This window comes from Rhodococcus sp. AB351 (assembly GCF_049538275.1).
Classification (GTDB): Bacteria; Actinomycetota; Actinomycetes; order Mycobacteriales; family Mycobacteriaceae; genus Rhodococcus.
The window spans coordinates 767,935-791,703 of record NZ_JBMVFW010000001.1 but is presented as its reverse complement, the minus strand read 5'-3'; the positions used below and the strand labels follow the sequence as shown (position 1 = coordinate 791,703).

Annotated in this window: 3 protein-coding genes (1 of these 3 only partly in view); 1 reads left to right on the top strand and 2 read right to left on the bottom strand. The window is 66.6% G+C overall.

Translation table 11 applies throughout. From position 1 onward, the window contains the following. Window positions 1–89: 89 nt before the first annotated feature. Complete coding sequence (locus ACPCXD_RS03580; protein WP_261379560.1) at window positions 90–1,082, bottom strand: alpha/beta hydrolase; 993 nt, start codon at window positions 1,080–1,082, stop codon at window positions 90–92. A gap of 97 nt (window positions 1,083–1,179) precedes the next feature. Here ACPCXD_RS03580 and ACPCXD_RS03575 point away from each other — a divergent pair, with 97 nt between their 5' ends. Next, window positions 1,180–2,058 carry an esterase/lipase family protein gene (locus ACPCXD_RS03575; RefSeq protein WP_423658434.1) on the top strand — a complete coding sequence of 293 codons (879 nt, stop codon included), beginning with the start codon at window positions 1,180–1,182 and terminating at the stop codon, window positions 2,056–2,058. A gap of 7 nt (window positions 2,059–2,065) precedes the next feature. Here ACPCXD_RS03575 and ACPCXD_RS03570 read toward each other — a convergent pair whose 3' ends face one another. Continuing rightward, on the bottom strand, window positions 2,066–23,769 hold the 3' portion of the coding sequence (locus tag ACPCXD_RS03570) for a non-ribosomal peptide synthase/polyketide synthase (RefSeq protein WP_423658432.1). Its footprint extends 12,043 nt past the window's final position; 21,704 of the gene's 33,747 nt are visible here — the last part of the coding sequence; its start codon lies off the right edge, out of view — the gene reads right to left on this strand; it ends in the stop codon at window positions 2,066–2,068.

Genomic DNA, 23,769 nt, shown 5'->3' with positions numbered 1-23,769 from the left:
CAGCATCACCCGTCGCCCGGAGCCTGCAGGTGCCTACAAGGACGAATCGACCGGATCTGTGGATGAACCGACCACCTGTGGAGAACTCGTCAGGACGCGCCGATCGCGGGGCCGAGGACGGGCCACGAGTTGTGCAGGTCGTCCTGCCAGTAGCCCCAGTTGTGGGTGCCATCGTCGTGGATGTCGATGGTGGCGGGGATGCCCAGTTCGTCGAGACGCGTCGCCATGTGTCGGGTGCAGTCGGCCGCTGCGGCTTCGATGAGTCCGCCCTTGATGACCACGTCGGCGAGGTCTTCCTCGTCCTTGATCCACTCGGATTCGAGATTGTCGTAACGGCCGGGCAGGCCGGTGCGCGACGACAGGTACAGGGTGGTGCCGCGCAGCTTCTCGGCGTTGACATAGGGGTCGTTGGCGACCCAGGTGGGGTCGTCGAACGACCCCCACATGTTGAGCGGGTTGCCGAAGAAGTTGACGACGGTGGTGGTGACGAAGGCCTGGCCGAGCGGGTCGCTTGTGCGCGCGCACCCGCTGAAGCTGCCCACCGCGTCGTACAGATCCGGTGCGGCAATCGCGAGATTGAGCGACGACGTGCCCGACATCGAGAAGCCGATCAAACCGTTGGTGCCAGTGGTCGCGTAGGTGACGTCGATGACGGGCGGCAGTTCCTCGGTGAGGAAGGTGGCCCACTTGTAGCGGCCGAGGTTCGGGTCGTCGTGCTTCCAGTCGGTGTAGTAGCTCGACTCGCCGCCCTTCGGGATGACGACGTTGACGTGCTTGTCGGAGAAGAAGTCGACGATGTCGGACTGGTCCATCCAGCTGTTGTTGTACGACCCGCCGTCGACGCCGCTCAGCACGTACAGCGTGGGGCTGGGAGTGACGGTGTCGGTGGGGCGCAGGATCCGCAGCTCGATGTTCTCGTCCATGGACGGCGAGTAGACCTCGATGTCGAGCTGCTGGTCGTCGACGACCGTGGTGCTCACGAGCCGGGCCTCATCGGGTTCTGCGGACGCCGTCGACGCTCCGAGTCCCCAGGTCGACGCCACGACGGTCGTCACGACCGCCAACGCGGATATCCGCCGCATAGATATACTCCGATTCCGTTCCCCTGCGCAGCCCCCGGAACACCTTATAGGGCCGCAGTGCACTTGCCGATAATCGTCACTGTTCGAAGGATGACCCGTGTTTGGCCGATCGCTCCTGCTGACCGTTCTCGCCGCGGGTCTTCTCGGATCCGGCACGGCGGCCGCCTCGCCCGCCACGCTGCCCGTGCCGTACGAACTTCCCGACACTGTGGGGCTGGAGCTCGAGAATCCGGGTGGTTCGGCTCCCGGCTCGAACGACCCGAATTGTCGCCCGACCGCCGACAAGCCCAATCCTGTTGTGCTGGTCCACAACACCAGCGGCAACCGGCAGGTCGCGTGGCAGACGTTCTCGCCTCTGCTCGCCAACGCCGGCTACTGCGTCTTCGCTCCGACCTTCGGCACGTTCCCCGGTCCGTGGCCCGTCAGCGCTCTGGGTGGAATGGCGCCGCTCGAGCCCAGCACACATCAACTCTCCGCATTCGTCGACGAGGTGCTCGCGCAGACCGGCGCCGAGAAGGTCGACATCGTCGGCCATTCGCAGGGCACGCTGGTCGCGGCGAAGTGGATCGGTGACGGCGGCGCCGACAAGGTCGATCAGCTCGTGTCGCTCGCTCCCCTGTGGGACGGGACGACCATCGTCACCAGTGACGGTGTGATGCGCGACTTCGAGTACGCGACGTGCCCCGCCTGCGCCGACATGCTTCCCGGTTCGCAGTTCCTCGAGGATCTCGCCGCGACCGGCCGTTTCGTCGAGCCAGTGGAGTACACGAACATCCTCACCACCCACGACGACGTGGTGCAGCCGTACACGAGCGGCCTGGGCGAGGACCCGAACGTCACCGACATCGTGCTGCAGGACGTGTGTGCCTCCGCGAAGACCACGCACCTGCAGATGCTTGCCGACCGGCTCACCGCGGAGCTCGTGCTCTCCACCCTCGACGGGCCCGTTCCGGCGCCCACCGGCTGCGTCGACTGACGGCACCTCAGCTCTCCCGCGCGGAGAGCACCGCGTCGAGCACGGGCACGATGACGTCGAGCGCGTCGGGTGAGGTCATCTGCCAGTGCGTCGCCGGCACCTGATGGTTGTCGACGGCACCCGTCACAGCCGCGTCCCATCCGGACGCGCCTCGGGTTCCGGTCGGGTCGTCGGCTGCCGCGGTGAAGTAGACGATGTCGCCGTCGTACGTCCCCGGCCGATGCTCAGTCATCAACTCGGAGTTCCGCTGCGCCGCCGCGACCAGCCTGGTCACCACGCGTCTCGTGTCGTCCTCGGTGTTGCCGGTGAGTGAAGCGACGGACGTGACGAGGTCGTCGACGTCCTCGGCACCGGCTGCGGCCGCGTCGTCGATTCCGAATCCGGCGAGCAGCTCTCTCATCGACACATCGCTCGACTCGCCGGTCCGTGCACCGTTGCCGGCGAAGCTGTCGAGCATCACCAACGTGTCGACCTGCTGTCCCTCCGCTTGCAGACGCACAGCCATCGCGTGGGCGATCACGCCGCCGAGCGACCAGCCGAACAACCGGTACGGCCCCTCGGGCTGCACGGTCCGCAATTCGTCGACGTAACGCGCCGCGAGTTCATCGAGGGTGGCGGGTTCGAAGTCGTCCTCGGTGACGGCCGGGGTCTGCAGACCGTAGACGGGCGCGTCGTGATCGAGCTGACGTGCGAGAGCGGTGTAGCACCACGACAATCCGACGATCGGGTGGACGAAGAACAACGGTGTCCCCGCGCCCTGCGTCCGGATCGGCAGGACCGGAGCCACGGACTCTTCGACGTCACCGGCACTTTCACGATCGATGAGTGCCGCGAGTCCTTCGACACCGGGTTCCCGGAACAGCCACTGCAGAGGTACTCGCGTGGGGAGCTCCGCGTTCAACCGGGAGACGAGCTTGGTGGCCACCAGCGAATTGCCACCGAGTCCGAAGAAGTCGTCGTCCAGGCCCACCTGCTCGACACCGAGCACCTCGGCGAGCACCGACGCCACGATCTGCTCGACATCGGTGACCGGAGCCCGGAACTCACGAGCCACGACGGCCGGTTCCGGCAGTGCCCGACGATCCAGCTTGCCGTTCGACGTCAACGGCAATTCATCGAGAACCATCACGATGTCCGGAACCATATATGCCGTCAGGAAACTGCCGACAGTATCTCTGATCGCCATCGGATCGATGGTCGCACCGGCTTGTGGGACCACATACGCGACAAGTCGTTCATCTCCCCAGGTACCGGCACGCACAACTGCAACTGCGTGCGCAACACCGTCACAGGAGGTGAGGGCAGCCTCGACCTCGCCGAGTTCGATACGGAATCCACGGAGCTGGACCTGGAAGTCGGAACGGCCCGCGTACTCGAGCAGACCCGAACTGTTCCACTTGGCCAGGTCTCCGGTGCGGTACATCCGACCTTCGCCGAACGGATCCGCAACGAAGCGTGAGGCGCTGAGGGACGCCTGACCGAGGTATCCCTGCGAGAGTTGTTCTCCGGCAACGTAGATCTCACCTTGGACGCCTACCGGGACCGGATGCAGTCGCTCGTCGAGCACGTACGTGCGCAGTCCCGGCAAGGGACGACCGATGACACTCGAACGGGCCTGCCGGGACATCTCTTCGGTCAGCGCCAGGAACGACACATGCACCGTGGTTTCGGTGATGCCGTACATGTTGACCAACTGCGGCACATCATCCGCGTGCCGGTCGTACCACCCCGTGAGCTTCCCGAGGTCCAGCGCTTCGCCACCGAAAATCACGTACCGGAGTCGGAGGTCGTCTGCGGACGTCGCGGCACGATCCGCCTCATCGAACTGGTAGAAAGCCGACGGTGTCTGGTTGAGGACAGTTACGCCGTACCGCGCAACCAGCGCCCGGAATTCATCCGGTGACCGCGATGTCATGTAATCGACTACCACCAGCGTCCCGCCGAACAGCAAGGGACCCCACAACTCCCATACGGAGAAGTCGAATGCGTAGGAATGGAACATCGTCCATACGTCGGACTCGTCGAATCCGAACTTCGTCTGCGCATTGGAGATGAGTTCGACGACGTTGCGATGGGTGACCGCAACTCCCTTGGGTCGTCCGGTGGACCCGGACGTGTAGATCACGTACGCAAGGTTCGACGACCGCAAAGGCGCCAACCGGTCCGCATTGGTAACCGGCGCGGACGAGAACTCATCGAGTATCAACCGATCGACGTGGAGGATCTCCACGCCCTCGACTCGGGGAAGCTGTTCGGCTTCGTCCGACGACGTCAGAACGACGGTGGGGTCGCTGTCCGTGAGAATGTATGCGAGTCGGTCCTTCGGTGACGTGACATCGACGGGCAGATACGCAGCTCCCGCCGTGACAACCGCGAGAATCGCCACAACGAGTGATTCGTCCCGGGGAAGCGCGACCGCCACGAGTGAGCCCGGCCCCACGCCGGATGCGATCAGCCTGCGCGCCAACTTGTTCGACCGAGCAGACAACTCCGCGTAATCCAGCACCGCATCACCCGCGACGGTTGCCGTGTTGGACGGCCAGTTCCGGACAACCCGAGTGAACAGCGCAGGGAGCGTCGACGACGTATCGATTTCGACGCCGGGCACAGCCCATGCAGAGACGAGTTCTGTGCTCTCGTCCTCGGTCACGAACGGGATGTCGCCGAGCGGCTTCGACGGGTCCTCGACCGCACCGGACAGCACACGCTCGAATCGCTTCGCGAAGCCGACCACCGTCGCCTCGTCGAACAGATCGGTCGCATACGTCATCGCGACCGCCATCCCCGCAGCTTCACCGCGGTCGTCGAACTGCTCCGACACCGTCACCTGCAGATCGAACTTTGCCAACGACACATCCGCATCGATCGCAGACAGTGACAGGCCCGGCAACTCGAACTGCGTCGGTCCCATGTTCTGCATCGTCAACATCACCTGGAACAGCGGATTCCACGCGGTGGACCGAACCGGATCGAGCACCTCGACCAACCGCTCGAACGGAACCTCGGCATGACCGAACGCACCTAGATCCACTTCACGCACCCGACCGAGGAGATCGCCGAACGACTCGGAGGAATCGATCTGCGTGCGCAACACCAACGTGTTGACGAACATGCCGATGAGATCGTCCAGGGCACGCTCGCCGCGACCCGCCACGGGTGTGCCGATCGCGATGTCCTCGGTGCCCGACAGCCGAGCCAGCAGGACGGCCAGAGCAGCGTGGACAACCATGAAGCGGGTGACGCCGTGTTCTGCGGTCAATGCATCGATGCCGGCCAGGAACGCCGGGTCGAGAACGAACTCGTGTGTTGCACCCCGATTCGAAGTCACTGCCGGACGCGGTCGGTCCGTCGGCAGAGCGAGTACGTCAGGAAGATCCGCCAGCTGTTCCGTCCAGTACGACAGCTGCCGCGAGATCAACGACTCCGGATCCGTCTCGGATCCGAGTAACTGGCGCTGCCAGAGCGTGTAGTCCGCGTACTGCACGTCCAACGGCTGCCACGACGGCATCTCACCCGCAGCACGGGCCGCATACGCCACCATCACATCCCGAGACAACGGTCCCATCGAGAAACCGTCCGCCGCGATGTGGTGCACCACCACGACCAGCACATGCTCGGTCTCCGAGACCTGCAGCAACTCGATCCGCAGCGGCGGCGCCACCGTCACGTCGAACCCGGTGCTTACCGATGCGACGACCTGATCGAACACCTCTGCCTCGGAAACGCGCGCCATCTGTAGCGCGACTCCGTCGTCCTCGATACCGAGCACGATCTGGCGCCCCGCACCGTCGACCTCCGGATACACCGTCCGCAGAATCTCGTGCCGCTCCACCAGGTCCGCGACAGCCGCCCGCAACGCCTCGACGTCCAGGACTCCGGACAGGCGGATGACCACGGGGATGTTGTTCACCGCCGACTCGGGATCGAAGCGGTTGAGGAACCACATCCGCTGCTGCGCCAAGGACAACGGAATTCGTTCAGGCCGCGCCTGCGGAACGAGTGGAGCGATACGTCTCGATCCACGCTGATCCGACACGGCGATTGCGAGTGCCTCGACTGTGGAGGCTTCGAACAACATTCGGACCGGGACCCGGCTGTCGAGGGCTTCCCCCAGCCGAGCGACCACACGCGTCGCCATCAGGGAGTTGCCACCGAGGCCGAAGAAATCGTCGTCCAGGCCGACCCGCTCGACGCCGAGCACGTCCTCGAACACCGATGCCACGGCACGCTCGCTGTCTGTCACCGGCGCCCGGAACTCCCGCGCCGCGAGTTCGGGCTCCGGCAATGCCCTGCGATCGAGCTTCCCGGACGCATTGAGCGGTAGCGCATCCAGAACGACGAACTGCGCCGGGACCATGTACCGGGGAAGGGATGCTCCCAGTGCGTCACGAACGCTGTCGAGTTCGACGGTTGTGCCCGCAGCAGGAACAACATAGGCCACCAGCTGCGGACCGAGTTCACTTTCGTGCACCACGACGGTTGCCTGTCCGATCTCGGGCAGGCCCGCCAGAGCCGTCTCGATCTCCCCGAGTTCGATCCGCAGACCGCGCACCTTGACCTGGAAGTCGGTGCGGCCGAGGTACTCCAGCATGCCGTCGGCGTTCCACCGCACCCTGTCACCGGTGCGGTAGAGCCGGCCACCTCCCGTCGTGAACGGGTCCGCGACGAAGCGCTCGGCGGTCAGGTCGGCTCGTCCGATGTACCCGCGCGCCACCTGGACGCCCGACAGGTACAACTCGCCCTGCACTCCGACCGGGACCGGGTTCAGACGTCCGTCGAGCACGTAGGCACGGACACCGCGGAGCGGTACACCGATCGGAACCGACACGGATTCCGTGCCCACACATCGGAACGCCGTAGACGTCACAGTCACCTCGGTCGGGCCGTAGGTGTTGTCCAGTACCGCATCCGAACGCGACCCGACACGTGCAACGAGATCCGGCGAGAGCGCCTCACCGCCCACCGACAGATACCGCAGCGACGACGGAAGCTCGAGTCCTTCGTCCGCGACGAACAACGCCAGCATGGACGGGACGAACTCCATGATGCACACATCCCACCGACGTGCGACCTGCACCAGATACTCCGGGTCCCGGTGGCCGCCGGGCTCCGCGATCACGAGACGCGCACCCACCTGCAGCGGGTAGAACAGCTCCCACACGCTGGCGTCGAAGGTGATCGGTGTCTTGTGCAGCGCAGTGTCTCCCGGACCGAGCCCGTACCGTTCCGCCATCCACGCGATCTGGTTGACAACCGACCTGTGCGTGATGGTGACACCCTTCGGTCGTCCCGTCGATCCCGACGTGAAGATGACGTACGCCGTGTTGTCCGGGTGCGGCGCAATCGGGTGAACCGAGCTCACGTCGTGCGCATCGAGATCGATCGTCTCGACGTCCACCGCGACTGCAGACGCCGGAAGCGCATCTCCATCCGTCGCTGTGGTGAGAGTCAGCAACGGTGCTGCGGTCTCGAGGACGTACGCCGTCCGGTCGAGCGGGTGTTCCGGATCGATCGGCAGATATCCCCCACCTGCCCGGAGGATCGCATATATCGCGACCAGCATGTTCGGCGACCGGCTCATGCAGACGCCGACCAACACTTCGGGCCCGACCCCACGTCCGATGAGGTACCCGGCGAGCGCGTCGACCCGACGATCGAACTCGCCGTAGTCGAGGACATCGTCGCCGAACACAACTGCCGGTGCGTGCGGTGTGCGCTGCGCCTGAGTGGTGAACCCGTCGAGCAGCAGAGCATCGGTTACCGGTACCGCGGTGTCGTTCCACTCTGTCAGGATGCGGTGCCGCTCGGCATCCTCCATTACGTCCACATCGCCGATGAAGAGATCCGGATCGGCGGTCGTCGTCGAGAGAAGCCGGACCAGGCGCTCCGCCATCAGATCGACGGTGTCTGCATCGAAAATGTCTGTGGCGTAGTCGATCTGACCGAGGTACCCGTCACCCCCCGGCGTCTCGACAAGGGTGACGGACAAATCGAACTGCGCGGACTTGCGATCGAATTCCAACGCCGAGAGGGAAAGTCCGGGGAGTTCGACTGCAGACTGGGTGTAGTTCTGGAAGGCCAGCATCACCTGGAACAATGGAGAGAACGACTGGGACCGTACCGGATTGATCCGATCCACCAACTTCTCGAACGGTACATCCGCATGCGCAAACGCATCGAGATCCGCCCGGGTCGTGGCCGTCATCAACTCACGGAAAGACGAGCTCGGGTCGACCTCGGTCCGCAACACCAGAGTGTTGACGAACATCCCGACCAGGTCGTCCAGCGCGCGCTCACCACGACCGGCCACCGGAGTGCCGATCGCAATGTCGGTGGTACCCGACAATCGGGCCAGCAACACCGCCAAGGCCGTGTGCACCACCATGAACGGAGTAGCGTGCTGCGCGGCGGCGAGCTGCCTGACGCGGGCCACGACTTCCGGCGGGACCGTGAAATCGACGCGTGCGCCCCACCCGTCCCGAGTCGCCGGGCGTGGCCGATCGGTAGGAAGATCCAATGCGTCCGGCAGATCCGCAAGGAACCCGGTCCAGTAATCGAGTTGTCGGGAGATCAACGAATCCGGATCGGATTCGTCACCGAGCACGGCACGTTGCCACAGTGCGAAGTCCGCATACTGCACCTCGAGCGGTGGCCATGCGGGAGCTTGCCCTGCGATGCGAGCGGAGTAGGCAATGACGACGTCCCGCGCCAACAGTCCGATCGAAACCCCATCGGCAGCGATGTGGTGCACAACCAGCGCAAGGACGTGTTCGCCCTCGTCGATCCGCAGTAGTGCACCACGAATCGGCGGCGCGTTCGTGACGTCGAAACCACCGGTGAGAAGCTCGGTGACACGGAGCCGTAGCTCGTCCTCATCAGCCACCCGAACAGGTTCGAGGCCGGCCGGTATCCAACCTGCAGGAAGCACCGTCTGGGTGCCCACCCCGTCCACTTCCGGATACTCCGTGCGCAGCACCTCGTGCCGGGAGATCACATCCCGCATCGCTGTCTCGAGGGCCTTGATGTCGAGGTCGCCGCTCAGGCGAATTGCAAACGGAATGTTGTACGCCGCCGACTCCGGATCGAACCGGCTCAGGAACCACATCCGCTGCTGAGCGAGCGAGAGCGGAATCTGATCGGGACGTTCTTGCGCCACCAGCGGAACCACAGCACCCGCACCGGCCTGTCCTTCGAGGCCCGCAGCGAGAGTTTCGACGGTCGGCGCATCGAACAAAGAACGCAACGGGACCCGCGCGTCGAGGGCCGCTCCGAGACGGGACACGACCTGCGTTGCCACAAGGGAGTTGCCGCCGAGGGCGAAGAAGTCGTCGTCCAGGCCGACCTGCTCGACACCGAGTACGTCAGCGAACACCGATGCGACAGCACGTTGGGTTTCTGTGACCGGGGCACGGAACTCCCGATCCTCGAGCTCCGGAGCCGGCAGTGCCTTCCGATCCAGCTTTCCGGACGCATTGAGGGGCAACGAATCCAACACGACGAACTGTGTCGGAACCATGTACGACGGCAGCACTTCGCCGACAGCGCCGCGCAGCTGTGTCGCGTCGACGTCACCCGCCGGAACGATGTAACCGACCAGCTGATCCGACCGGACGTCGACCGCTGCTGCAGCGATCCGATCCATGCCGCGCAGCACCGCTTCGATCTCGCCGATCTCGATGCGCTGGCCACGCAGTTTGACCTGCGAGTCGTTGCGGCCGACGTATTCGAGTTCACCGCCACGGTTCCACCGGACGAGATCGCCGGTGCGGTAGAGCCTCTCGCCGGTACCACCGGCGGGGTCGGCCACGAAACGTTCGGCAGTCAGTCCCGCGCGTCCCTCGTATCCACGCGCGACCTGGATGCCCGAGAGATACAGTTCGCCCATCACGCCGACGGGCACGGGGCGCAGTCGCGCGTCCAGCACACGCGCGTGCGTGTTCCATACAGGTGTACCAATGGGAACCACGAGGCCGTCGTCGGCGTTCACCTCACGGTGCGTCGCCTGAATCGTCACCTCGGTTGGGCCGTACAGATTGTGCACGTCCGCGCCGAACTTCGAGCGGGCACGCTGGGCGGTCGCCGACGACAATGCTTCTCCGCCGGCGAACACCGCTCGCAATGCCGGGGTCGGCACCGTCGACTCGTCGAGCACGGCGTCGAGCACGGTCGGTACGAACTGTGCGATCGTGATGTCAAAGTCCACCAGCGCCCGAGCGAGATAGGCGGGGTCGCGGTGTCCGTCGTGTGATGCGATCACGAGCCGGGCACCGGAGATCAACGGCAGCATGAACTCCCACACTGAAGCGTCGAAGGTCGCGGGAGTCTTGAGCAACACCACATCGGAGGGTCCGACATCGAACTGCTCTTGCATCCAGGCAAGTTGGTTGACCACAGCGGCGTGCGTGACCGCGACGCCCTTCGGCCGCCCTGTCGAGCCCGACGTGAACAGTACGTAGGCGACGTTCTCCGGCCGCAACTCTCCGCGACGTTCATCGCCCGCCAACGGCTCGGAACCGAAGCCGGAAAGATCGACGGTGTCGACCACAACCACTTCACGATCGGTACGGAACTCTGTTCCAGAAGTCGTCAGAACGACGGCCGGATCGGTGATGTCGAGAACGTAGCCGATACGCTCCGACGGCTGTTCGGGATCCACGGGCACGTAGGCGCCGCCGGCCGCGAGGACCGCGTAGATGCTCACCACGAGATCGACAGACCGCCCGATTGCGACCGCGACGGTGGAGTCCGGAGAAACTCCGACCGAAATCAGATACCGAGCAAGAGAATTGACTCGTCCCGAGAACTCGCGATAGGTGAGAGTCGTGTTCTGATCGGAGACCGCGGCAGCGTCGGGGGTTGCCGCTACGCTTTCGCTGAACCATTCGGGGACAGTTATCGGCCCCACGAGTTCACGTGTCGCAGACTCACCGAGTGCGCGTACTTTCTCCGTCTCCGCAGGTAGCATCCACGGCAAGTCACCGACCGCCACTGCTGCGTCGGTGACGACGGCGTCGAGTATTCGCAGGAAACGCTGCGCGATCGCGCCGACCGTCGCATCGTCGAACAGGTCGGTGGCATACGTCCACGCCATCGCGATACCTGCGGGCTCGTTGGCATCCGATATCGTTTCGTGCACTGTGACCTGAAGGTCGGTCATCGCATGACCGAGCGGCACTTCGACCGGCGACATGCGGACTCCACCGAGACGGAAGTCGGTGCGCTGTGCATTCTGCAGGGTCAGCATGACCTGGAACAGCGGGTTCCGAGACTGCGATCGAGTGGGCGCGAGCACGTCGACCAGCGACTCGAACGGGATGTCCGCGTGGGAGAACGCCTTCAGGTCGATACTCTTGACCGAGTCGAGCAACTCGAGGAACGGCACACTCGGTTCGATTTCGGTTCGCAGTACGAGAGTGTTCACGAACATGCCGACGAGATCGTCGAGCTCGGCGTGGTCACGTCCGGCGACAGGTGTGCCGATGACGATGTCGGTGCTGCCACTCAGTGCTGCAAGCTCCACTGCCAACACGGAGTGAAGCACCATGAAGACAGTTGCATTGCGTTCTCGCGCCAAGCGTGTCAGCCCGGCGTGGACCGTCCGGTCGACCGTGATGGCGTGTGTCGCGCCGCGGTGGGATGCGATCGCCGGCCGAGGCCGGTCCCACGGCAACTCCAACTGCTCGGGGGCACCCGTGAGCGTCTCGATCCAGAAGCGAATCTGACCGGCCATGACACTGCTCGCGTCATCGGCCGAACCCAACATCTCGCGTTGCCACAATGCGTAATCTGCGTACTGCACGGCCAGGGGCGACCACGTGGGTACGGTCCCTTGGGCCCGGGATGCGTACGCCAGCATGATATCCCGCGTCAGCGGCCCGGCAGAGAAGCCGTCACCTGCGATGTGATGCACGACGAATACGAGAACGAACTCGTTTTCTGCAGGTTTGTACAGTCGCGCGGCCAGCGGCACTTCGGACGTCACATCGAAACCGGTGGATACGAATTCGGCTAGGCGACCGAGGATCTCGTTCTCACTCACCGGTATGGGAGAGAGGTCCACGTCGACGTCCGATGCCGGCAGGATTTTCTGCACGCCGATTCCGTCGATCTCCGGATACACGGTGCGCAGGATCTCGTGACGGTCGAGAAGGTCCTCGACGGCGTGCTGGAGTGCCGGCACGTTCAGGTCACCGGACAACCGGATCGCCAGCGGAATGTTGTAGGTCGCGGACGCCGGATCGAAGCGGTTGAGGAACCACATCCGCCGCTGCGCGAGGGACAGCGGCACATGTTCGGGTCTGGTCCTCGCTGTGAGTGCAGGCCGGTTGCCGGACCCACTTCGCCTTTCCGCAGCAGCTGCGAGGTCGGAGACCTTCGAGAATTCGAACAACAGGCGCACTGGAATCTGCGCCTCGAATGCGTTGCCGAGACGGGCAGCGACACGTGTGGCGATGAGCGAGTTGCCACCGAGATCGAAGAAGTCGTCGTCGGCACCGACTCGTTCCAGGCCGAGGACCTCCGCAAATACGCCGGCAACAATCTCTTCTGCGACCGTACTCGGAGTGCGGAATTCGCCGCTACCGAATACGGGATCGGGGAGCGCGCGGCGGTCGATCTTTCCGGATGTGTTCAGCGGCATCCTCGGCAGCGCGATGATGCTCGAGGGCACCATGTAGCGGGGAACCTTCGATGCAACTGCCACGGCGAGGTAGTCCGTATCGATATCCGCGCCGTCTTCCGGCACGACATAGGCAACGAGATGGTCTCCGAGTGTTTGGTGGGAGTGCACGATGACCACGCACTGACGGACCGTCGCATCACCGAGAAGCGCCGACTCGATCTCGCCCAGTTCGATGCGAAGGCCCCGCAACTTCACCTGGAAGTCCGAGCGTCCGATGTACTCGAGTTCCGATGCTCGATTCCATCGAACGAGGTCACCGGTACGGTACATCCGACCGCCCTCGCCACCGAACGGATCGGCGACGAATCGCTCGACGGTCAGATCCGGGCGTTCCACATAGCCGCGGGCAAGCTGAACTCCGGCGAGGTACAGCTCCCCTGTCACACCGACGGGCACCGGACGGAGATGCGCGTCCAATACGTACATCCCGACTGGACCCTGCGCCGTCCCGATCGGAATCACATCCAGGTCGGTGGCGGAGACCGCGTGGCGGCTGACGGATACCGCCGCTTCGGTCGGACCGTACTCGTTCGACAGCGCCGTCGCGGCGTTGACAGCGCGGAAGGCCCCGGCGAGCTTGGGGGTGAAGACTTCTCCACCACAGAACACGTGGCGGAGGGAGGCGAGTTCGCCGGGCTTGGCGGACGCAACCACCTCGGTGAGCATCGACGGGACAAAGTGCGCAGATGTCACCTGGTTCTCGACAATTGCCTCGATGAGACGTCGAGGATCGCGGTGCGCGTCAGGTGCGGCGACGACAAGTCGGGCGCCCGATGTGAGGGGCCACCAGAACTCGCGGACCGACGCATCGAAAGTGAACGGTGTTTTCTGCAAAACTGTGTCCTCGGCGCCCAAGCCGTAGGCATTCTGTCGCCACGACAATGAAGCAACGACCGCACTGTGGGGAACTGCAACACCCTTCGGCCGCCCGGTCGAACCGGACGTGAAAATCACGTAGGCGATGTTCTCGAAATGCAGCGGCGCGTTCCTGTCGGCGTCCGAAACGGTCTGTTCGGAGTAGTTCCTGAGCTCGACGGTGTCGATCAGAACGGTCTCGAGATCATGGTCCGTGACGAAATCGTCGTCGGACGTCGAGAGGACCAGGAGTGGGTCGGCGGTCTCGAGGACGTAGTCGTTGCGGTCCTGCGGCAGATCGGGATCAACAGGAACGTATGCGCCGCCCGCCTTGATCACTGCGTACATACCGATCAACAGGTTCGCCGATCGACGCAGCGCCAGGGCGACCAAGGTGTCGGGACCGACCCCTCGGGACACCAGGTACCGGGCCATCGCATTGACCCGCGTATCGAACTGCGCGTACGACAGGGTCACGCCGTCGGCAGACAACGCCGGCGCGTCGGGGGTCCGCGCCACCTGACGGTCGAACAGATCGACGAGAGTCTCGCTGCGCAGAGGTTTGACGCCACGGTCCCACTGGACGAGCGCCCATTCGGCGGGTTCCAAGATGTCGATGTCACCGACCGCTACCTCGGGCTCGGCAGTGACGGCACCGAGTATCCGACGGAACCGATCTCCGAGTGCATCGATCGTGGAGCCGTCGAACAGATCTGTCGCGTAGGTGAACTCCGCTGTCAGACCGGCTGATTGTCCTGCAGCGTCGTAGGACTCTCCCACGGTCAGCTGCAGGTCGAACCGAGCTTCGGCGAAGTCCGTGTCGAGCGCGGAGATGGTCAGCTCCTCGAGTTCGAACACCGACTGCTGCATGTTCTGGAACACGAGCATGACCTGGAACAGCGGTGTCCGCGACTGGGAGCGCGGCGGATCGAGCACCTCGACGAGTCGCTCGAACGGCACGTCCGCGTTGCCGAAGGCGCCCAGGTCGGTGTCGCGCACCTGCGCGAGCAGGTCGGTGAACGGCAAGGCCGGGTCGATGTCGTTGCGCAACACGAGGGTGTTGACGAACATGCCGATGAGGTCGTCGAGTTCGGCCTCCCCGCGACCCGCGACGGGCGTGCCGATGGTGACGTCGCGTGTGCCGGCGAGTTTCGCGAGCAGGACGGCGAGCGCGGCGTGCACGACCATGAAGGTCGTCGCGTTGTGTTCGCGTGCGAGGCGTTGCAGCGCACCGACGGTGGTGGCGTCGATCTCGAAGGTGTGGCGCGCACCGCGGTTGGTGGCGACCGGCGGACGCGGATGGTCGAGCGGCAGTTCGAGCGGCTCGGGCAGGTCACCGAGTCGTTCGGTCCAGTAGGCCAGTTCGCGTGCGACGAGACTGTCCGGATCGTCCTCGGATCCGAGCAGTTCGCGTTGCCACAGCGCGTAATCCGCGTACTGCACGGCGAGCGGCGACCACGACGGCGCCTCCCCGCGGCGACGCGCGTCGTAGGCGACCATCACGTCGCGGGTCAGCGGTCCCATCGAGAAACCGTCCGCGGCTACGTGGTGCACGACGAAGACGAGCACGTATTCGTCGTCGCCGACCCGGTAGAGGCGGGTACGGACCGGCACCTCGGACGTGACGTCGAACCCGGCGTTCACGAATTCGACGACGGTGGGCAGGATGTCGGCCTCGTCGATCGGCACGGGCGTGACGTCCGGGCGTACCCGAGTGACGGGCAGCACGACCTGGTGCCCGACACCGTCGGCCTCCGGGTAGACGGTGCGCAGGATCTCGTGGCGCGCGAACAGATCCGAGACGGCCTCCGCCAGGGCCGTCAGATCCAGCGATCCGGTGAGGCGGATGGCGACCGGGATGTTGTACGCGGCCGAGTCGGGATCGAGGCGGTTGAGGAACCACATCCGCTGCTGAGCGAGCGACAGCGGCACCGAGTCGGGTCGCGGCTGCGCCTGCAGTGCGGGGCGGCCACCGGATCCGGTGTGTTCCTCGGCCCGCACAGCCAGTGCTGCCACGGTGGGTGCCTCGAACAGCACACGCAGCGGGACGCGCGCGTCGAGCGCGGTGGCGAGTCGCGCGATCACCTGGGTGGCGATCAGCGAGTTGCCGCCGAGTTCGAAGAAGTCGTCGTCCGCGCCGACGCGGTCGACGCCGAGAAGGTCGCGGTAGATGCCGGCGACGATCTCCTCGATCGGGGTGGACGGCGCACGGTACGGGCGGGTCGCGACCTCGGGTGCGGGCAGCGCCTTGCGGTCGATCTTGCCGTTCGCGTTGAGCGGCAGCGCATCGAGGATCATCACGACCGACGGCACCATGTAGCTCGGAAGACTCTGCGCGAGTGCGTCCTTCACCGCGTCCGCGTGCAGGACCTCGTCGCCGGTGAGGTAGGCGACGATCCGGTCGCCGGTGTGCGGGTCGCTGTGCACGACCGTCACGGCCTGCGCCACACCCGGCTGCGCCCGCAGCGCGGTGTCGATCTCACCGAGTTCGATGCGGAAGCCGCGGAGTTTGACCTGGAAGTCGGCGCGGCCGCGGTAGTCGAGGGTGCCGTCCTCGTTCCAGGCGACGACGTCACCGGTGCGGTACAGACGCGAACCGGATCCGAAGGGATCGGCGACGAACCGGTCGGCGGTGAGGTCGGGGCGTCCGGCGTAACCACGTGCAAGTTGGGCGCCCGCGAGATAGAGCTCGCCCGTCACACCCACCGGCACGGGACGGAGACGACCGTCGAGGACGTGGACGCGCGTGTTCCACTCCGGGCGACCGATCGGCACCGAGTCGGTGTCGTCCTCGGTCACCGCGTGCGCGGTCACCGAGACGGCGGCCTCGGTCGGCCCGTACAGGTTGACCAGGTCGACGTCGGGGTGGAGCGACCGGAACCGCTGGGCGAGCGCGGGTGGCAGCGCCTCACCGATCGCGAGGACGCGCCGCAACGACGAGCTCAGCGCACCGCCCGCCGTGTCCAGCAGTGCCTCGAGCATCGACGGCACGACGTGCAGCGTCGTCACAGCCGTCTGCCGCATGACCGCGTCGAGATAGGCCGGGTCGCGATGACCGTCGGGTGCAGTGACGACGAGTCGCCCGCCGGAGACGAGTGCCGACCAGAACTCCCACACCGACAGGTCGAACGTCGCGGCCGTCTCGAGCAGCGCAGCGTCGTCGGAGGACAGACCGAAATGCTCCGTCTTCCACAGCAACTGGTTGACGATCGCCGCGTGCGGAACCGCGACGCCCTTGGGCCGCCCGGTGGAACCCGACGTGAAGATGACGTAGGCGGGGTGCTGCGGGTCGAGCGGAAGGCGACGTTCGGTGTCGCGCACCGGGCTGTCGTCGAGCGCGTCGAGTTCGGGTGCGTCGACGTGCACCACTGCGCGACCGCCGGCATCGAAGTCGTCGTCGCGACCGGTCAGCACGCAGACGGGGTCTGCGACCGACAGGATGTAGTCGATTCGCTCGCGGGGGTGATCGGGGTCGAGGGGAACGTACGCGCCGCCGGCCTTCGCGACGGCGTACATGCCGATGAGCAGCTCGACGGAGCGGCGCATCCCCAGCGCAACGGCCGTCTCGGGACCCACGCCGAGGCCGATCAGATGCCGGGCGAGACGGTTGACCCGTCCGTCGAACTCCCGATAGGTGAGGGTGCCGCCCTCGTGGTCGAGCGCGACGGCGTCCGGCCGGGCCGCGACCTGCGCATCGAACAGCGACACCAGCGTCCCAGCGGGAACGTCGCGCCGAGTGTCGTTCCACTCCTGCAGGATCCGCGTGCGCTCGGTTGTGTCGAGGATGTCGAGATCACCGACGGGACGGTCGGGTTCGGCGACGATCCTGTCGAGCAACCGGACGAACCGATCGACGAACACGCGGGCGGTCGACTCGTCGAACAGGGCCGACGCATAGGTGAGGTACCCGACGATGCCGGTGGGTGTACCCGACTCGTCGTAGCGGTCCTGGACGATCCAGTGCAGGTCGAACTGCGAGGTGTCGTGTTCGAGGTCGACGAGGGCGACGTCGAGTCCGGGCAGCGCAAGGGTGCCCTGCTCGAAGTTCTGGAACGAGAAACCGACCTGGAACAGCGGGTGCCGCGCGGTGGAGCGCTGCGGGTTGAGCACCTCGACGAGCCGCTCGAACGGCACGTCGGCGTGCGCGAAGGCCCGCAGGTCGGATTCGCGGACGGCGGCGAGCAGGTCGTCGAAAGTGACGGCGCCGGACACCCGGGTGCGCAGCACGAGGGTGTTGACGAACATGCCGATCAGGTCGTCGAGTTCGCGTTCGCCGCGACCCGCGATGGGTGTGCCGACGGCGATGTCGTCGCTGTCGGACAGTCTCGCGAGCAGCACCGACAGGGCCGCGTGCACGGCCATGAACAGCGTGGCGTGACGGCTCTGGGCGAGGTCGACGAGCCGGGCGTGGAGGTCGGCATCGATGCGGATCTCGACGCGTCCACCCTCGTAGGACTGCACCGCGGGTCGCCGGCGGTCGGTCGGCAGCGACAGCTGGTCGGGCAGCCCGGCGAGGGCACCGCGCCAGTAGTCGAGTTGCTGCGACACCAGCGAGTCGGGATCGTCCTCGGAGCCGAGCACACGACGCTGCCACAGCGCGTAGTCGGCGTACTGCACCGGCAGGGGCGTCCACTCGGGCTCGGAGCCGGTGAGAGCCGAGGTGTAGGCAACGAGAAGGTCGCGCACCATCGGGGCGATCGAGAAGCCGTCGCCGGAGATGTGGTGAACGACCATCGCGAGCACGTAGTCGTCGGCGCCGAGTTCGAAGAGCCCGATCCGCAGCGGCACCTCGGTGGTGACGTCGAAGCGACCGGTCGCGAACGGCGCGACCGCCGCGAGCAGGGCGTCGTCCCCGCCGGTGACGGTGTGGACCTCGATGTCCGGGGCGGCGTCGGCGGCGGGCAGCACGACCTGCACCGGCCCGTCCGGAGTGTCGGGGTAGACGGTCCGCAGCGATTCGTGCCGTTCGACGACGTGGGCGACCGCGATGCGCAGCAGGTCGACGTCGACCGAGCCCGACAGGCGGATGGCCATCGGCAGGTTGTAGGCCGCCGAGTCGGGATCGAAGCGGTTGAGGAACCACATGCGCTGCTGGGCCAGCGACAGCGGCACCCGTTCGGGCCGCTCCCCCGCGACGAGTGCAGGTCGCGCGGCCTGTCCACCGTGCTCGGCGACCGCCGCGGCGAGCGCCTCGACGGTGGGGTGTTCGAACAGCGTGCGCAGCGGGATGTCGGCGCCGAGGGCCGCACCGATGCGGGCGATGACGCGGGTCGCGATCAGCGAGTTGCCGCCGAGCGCGAAGAAGTCGTCGTCGAGACCGACCCGCTCCACCTCGAGCACCTCGGCGATCGCGGCCGCGACCGCCTGTTCCGTGGCGGTGACCGGAGGACGGAATTCGCGGACCGCCGCGACGGGTTCGGGCAGGGCGCGACGGTCGAGCTTGCCGGATGCGTTGAGCGGTAGCGCGTCGAGCACCATGAGTACGTCGGGCACCATGTAGCGCGGCAGCGACCTGCCGACCGCCGCACGCGCCGCCTCGACGTCGACGGTCGCGCCCGAGGACGGGACGACGTAGCCGACGAGTTGCTGGCCGTGGTCGCCGTCGTGCACGACCATCACGGCCTGCGCGATCTCCGGCAGCGCGGTCAGGGCACTCTCGATCTCGCCGAGCTCGATGCGCAGACCGCGCACCTTGACCTGGAAGTCGGTGCGGCCCAGGAAGTCCAGCTCGCCGCTCGGCAGGATTCGGACGAGATCGCCGGTGCGATAGAGACGTTCACCGCCGGGTGCGGCGACGAAGCGTTCGGCGGTGAGGTCGGGGCGAGCGTGGTAGCCGCGCGCGACCTGCACTCCTCCGAGGTAGAGCTCACCGGGCACCCCGATCGGCGCCGGCCGCAGTCGCGCGTCGAGCACCTGCACGGTGGTGTTGCGGATCGGACGGCCGATCGGGACGCTGCCCGCATAGTTACCCTCGACCCGCAGGACCGTTGCGGTGACGGTGGTTTCGGTGGGACCGTAGGTGTTGTCGAGCGCTGCCGTCGACCGTGCGGCGAAGTCGGCGGCGAGATCGGCCGGCAGGGCTTCACCACCGACCGACAGGTAGCGCAGCGACTCGGGAAGCCGCAGCGCCGGATCGGCGAGGAACACCGCGAGCATCGACGGGACGAATTCGAGGATGCTCACGCGCTCTTCACGCGACACGCGTGCGAGATAGGCGGGGTCGCGGTGCCCACCCGGCACGGCGACGACGAGGCGAGCGCCGACCTGCAAGGGGTAGAACAGCTCCCACACCGACGCGTCGAACGTGATGGGTGTCTTGTGGAGCGTGGCGTCGCCGGCACCGAGGTCGTACCGTTCGCGCATCCACGCGATCTGGTTCGCGGCCGAACGATGGCTCACTGCAACGCCCTTGGGACGTCCGGTCGAGCCGGACGTGAAGATGACGTAGGCGGTGTTGTCGGGTCGCAGCGGTGCGACGCGGTCGGCGTCGGTGAGCGGCGCGTCGGAGACGTTCGACGGCGCATCGATCTCCAGCACCGGTGCCGCGGCGGGCAACGATCCCCGATCGGCTGCGGTGGTGAGCACGACGACGGGCCGCGCGAGGTCGAGCACGTACTCGGTGCGGTCGGCGGGATGTTCGGGGTCGAGCGGAACGTACGCTCCCCCGGCCTGCAGGATCGCGTAGATCGCGACCATCATGTCGATGGACCGGCCGGTGTACACGCCGACGAGACTCTCCGGACCCACCCCGAGTCCGACGAGGTGCCGCGCGAGACGGTTCACCCGCGACGCGAACTGCGCGTACGTCAGGGTCGTGTCCTCGAAGATCAGCGCCGGTGCGTCCGGGGTGCGGGCGACCTGCTCGTCGAAGCGGACGAGCAGGGTCTCGTCGACGGACCCCGCATCGGTCGCATTGATGTCGGTCAGCAGACGGATCTCGTCGTCGCCGCGCAGGTCGATGTCACCGACCGCGACCTCCGGCGCACTCACCGCGGCGTCGACGAGCGCGACGAGGCGCTGCGCGGCCTGCGTGACGGTGTGTTCGGTGAACAGGTCGGTGGCGTAGGTGATCGAGCCGTCGATGCCGAGGCGTCGGCCGTCGGCGTCGAAGATCTCCCCCAGGTGGATCTCGAGGTCGAGCTTGGCGCCGGTCGCGCCGGGTTCGACGGTGCTCAGCCGCAGCCCGGGCAGGTCGATCTCCGAGCGCGTGAAGTTGTGCACCACGAGCAGGGTCTGGAACAGCGCCGAGTAGGCCGTGGAGCGGACCGGGTCGAGCAGTTCGACGAGGCGCTCGACCGGCACGTCCGGATGCGAGAAGGCCGCGAGGTCGACGTCGCGCACCTGGTCGAGGATCTCGTCGAAGGTGGCGCCGGCGTCGATGCGGGTGCGCAGCACGAGAGTGTTGCCGAACATGCCGACGAGGTCGTCGAGGGCTTCCTCGCCGCGACCGGCGATCTGGGTGCCGATCGGGATGTCGCTGCTCCCCGACCAGCGGGCCAGCAGCACCGCGACGGCGGCGTGGGCGAGCATGAACAGCGTGATGCCGCGTTCGCGGGTGAACTGTTCGACGCGGTCGGCGAGTTCGGCGTCGAAGCTGATCGGGACGGTCGCGCCCCGCGACGACTGGACGGGCGGACGCGGCCGGTCGGTGGGCAGTTCCACCAGGTCGGGCAGGTCGGTGAGGGTGTCGGTCCAGTACGCGAGCTGACGGGCGAGCAGCGACTGCGGGTCGTCCTCGCTGCCGAGGAGCTTCTGCTGCCACAGTGCGTAGTCGGCGTACTGGACGCGCAGCGGCGACCAGCCGGGCTCGGCGCCTTCGCGACGCGCGAGGTAGGCGGTGACGACGTCGCGCGACAGCGGTGCCTGCGACCCGCCGTCGCTGGCGATGTGGTGGGCGACGACGGCGAGGACGTGCTCGTCGTCGGCGATGCAGAACAGCCGGGCACGCACGGGCACGTCGACGGTGAGGTCGAAACCGCGCGTCGCGAACTCGGTGAGGACACCGGTGATCTCGTCGGCCCCGACGACCTGCGGTCCGAGATCGGAGGCGGCCTCGCCGGCGGGCACGATCACCTGCGACGGTCCGGCGTCGCTGTCGGGAAAGACGGTGCGCAGCGCTTCGTGACGGTCGAGCACGTCGAGCAGAGCGGCCTGCAGCGCCGACACGTCGAGGTCGCCGCTCAGGCGCAGCACCATCGGGATGTTGAACGCGGCCGAGCCGGGATCGAAACGGTTGAAGAACCACATGCGCTGCTGCTGGAGCGACAGCGGGATGCGGGCGGGACGGTCGACGCCGACGAGGTCGGGACGGCCGCCGGAGCCGGCGGTGCGTGCGACGGCTGCAGCCAGCGCGGCGACCGTCGGAGCGTCGAACACCGTGCGCACGGGCACGGTGGTGTGCAGGGCGGTGCCGAGTCGCGCGACCAGTTGCGTTGCGTTGAGCGAGTTGCCGCCGAGCGCGAAGAAGTCGTCGTCGAGGCCCACGCGGTCGACACCGAGCAGGTCGGCGTAGACGGACGCGACCGTCTGCTCCACGGGTGTCTCGGGGGCGCGGAAGGCGCGTGCCTCGAAACCGGGGACGGGCAGAGCCTTCCGGTCGAGCTTGCCGTTGGCGGTGATGGGCAGCGCGTCGAGGACGAGGATCTGCGCGGGCACCATGTACGACGGCAGTTCGTCGGCGAGCCGGTCGCGCAGTGCCTGCGGGTCGGCCGTGGCGCCGGTCGTCGGGACGACGTAGCCGATGAGACGTTCACCGGTGCGCGGGTCGGTGTGCAGGACGACGACGGCCTGGGCAACCTCGTCGGCGCGGCTCAGGGCCGCTTCGATCTCGCCGAGTTCGATGCGCAGGCCGCGTACCTGCACCTGTGCGTCGCTGCGACCGACGAAGTCGAGTTCGCCGGTTGCGGTGCGGCGCACGAGATCGCCCGTGCGGTACATGAGCCCACCGGTGAACGGGTTCGCGACGAACCGTGCGGCCGTGAGTCCCGGCTGCGCGTTGTAGCCACGCGCGAGCCCGGCACCCGCCAGGTACAGCTCACCGATGACGCCGTCGGGCACGGGATGCAGACGCGTGTCGAGGACGACGGCACCGGCACCCTCGATGGGCGCACCGATGGTGATGCGGTCGCCCGGGGTGAGCCGCGCGGTCTCGGTGATGATGATGGTGGTCTCGGTGGGACCGTAGCTGTTGACGAAACGGCAGACAGGGCCGAACTTCTCGACGAGTTCCGGCGGGCACACGTCGCCGCCGATCACTACGGATTCGAGGTCGGGCAGGTCGTCGGGGGTGACGGTGCCGAGCGCGGCGGGCGCGGTGATGATGTGCGTGATGCGTTCGCGGCGCAGCAGGTCGGTCAGTTCGGCACCGGCGACGATGTGCGGCGGCACGACCACCACGGTGGCACCGGCGGAGAACGCCGAGATCTGCTCGAAGACCGACGCGTCGAAGCTCGAGGACGAGAACCGCAGCATCCGCGAGTCGGTGTCGATACCGAGTTCGGAGCGGTGGTCGGCAGTGAACGCGCTGAGGCCGCGGTGGGTGACGACGACGCCCTTCGGCGTGCCGGTGGAACCGGACGTGTAGATCATGTACGCCGCCGACTCCGCGTTCACTGCGGGAGTCACCGGTGCAGCAGAGTAGTCGTCGGCGTCGACGCTCAGCCATGGAACATGCGACTGTCCGTCACCGAGTCCGAGGATGGCCCGGGAGTCGGTGAGCAGGTAGGCGATACGCGCTGCGGGCAGCGCGGGGTCGACGGGCACGAACGCCGCGCCGGTCTTGACCACGGCCCACAGGGCGACGACGGCGTCGAGGCTGCGCGGGAACGACAGTGCGACCACGGTTTCCGTTCCGGCGCCGTGGTCGATGAGCTTGTGCGCGAGCCGGTTGGAGGCGTGGTCGAGTTCGGTGTAGGTGAGCTGCCGGTCGCCGTCCAGCACCGCGATGCCGTCCGGGTTCGCGGCGACACCGGTGGCCAAGATCTCGGGGAAGGTCCTCTGCGGCAGCGGCGCCGGCACCGAGTACGACAGTGCGCGATCGGTTTCGGCGTCCGACAGGAGCACGATGTCGCCGATGGAAGCCGTCGGGTCGGCCGTGCTCGTGTCGAGCAGCTGCACCCACCGCGCGGCGAGGTCGGCGGCGGTCGCCTCGTCGAACAGGTCGGTCGCGTAGGTGA

Coding starts and splice junctions, on each gene's coding strand:
- ACPCXD_RS03580 (WP_261379560.1), bottom strand. CDS start 1,082: ATGCGGCGGATATCCGCGTTGGCGGTCGTGACGACCGTCGTGGCGTCG.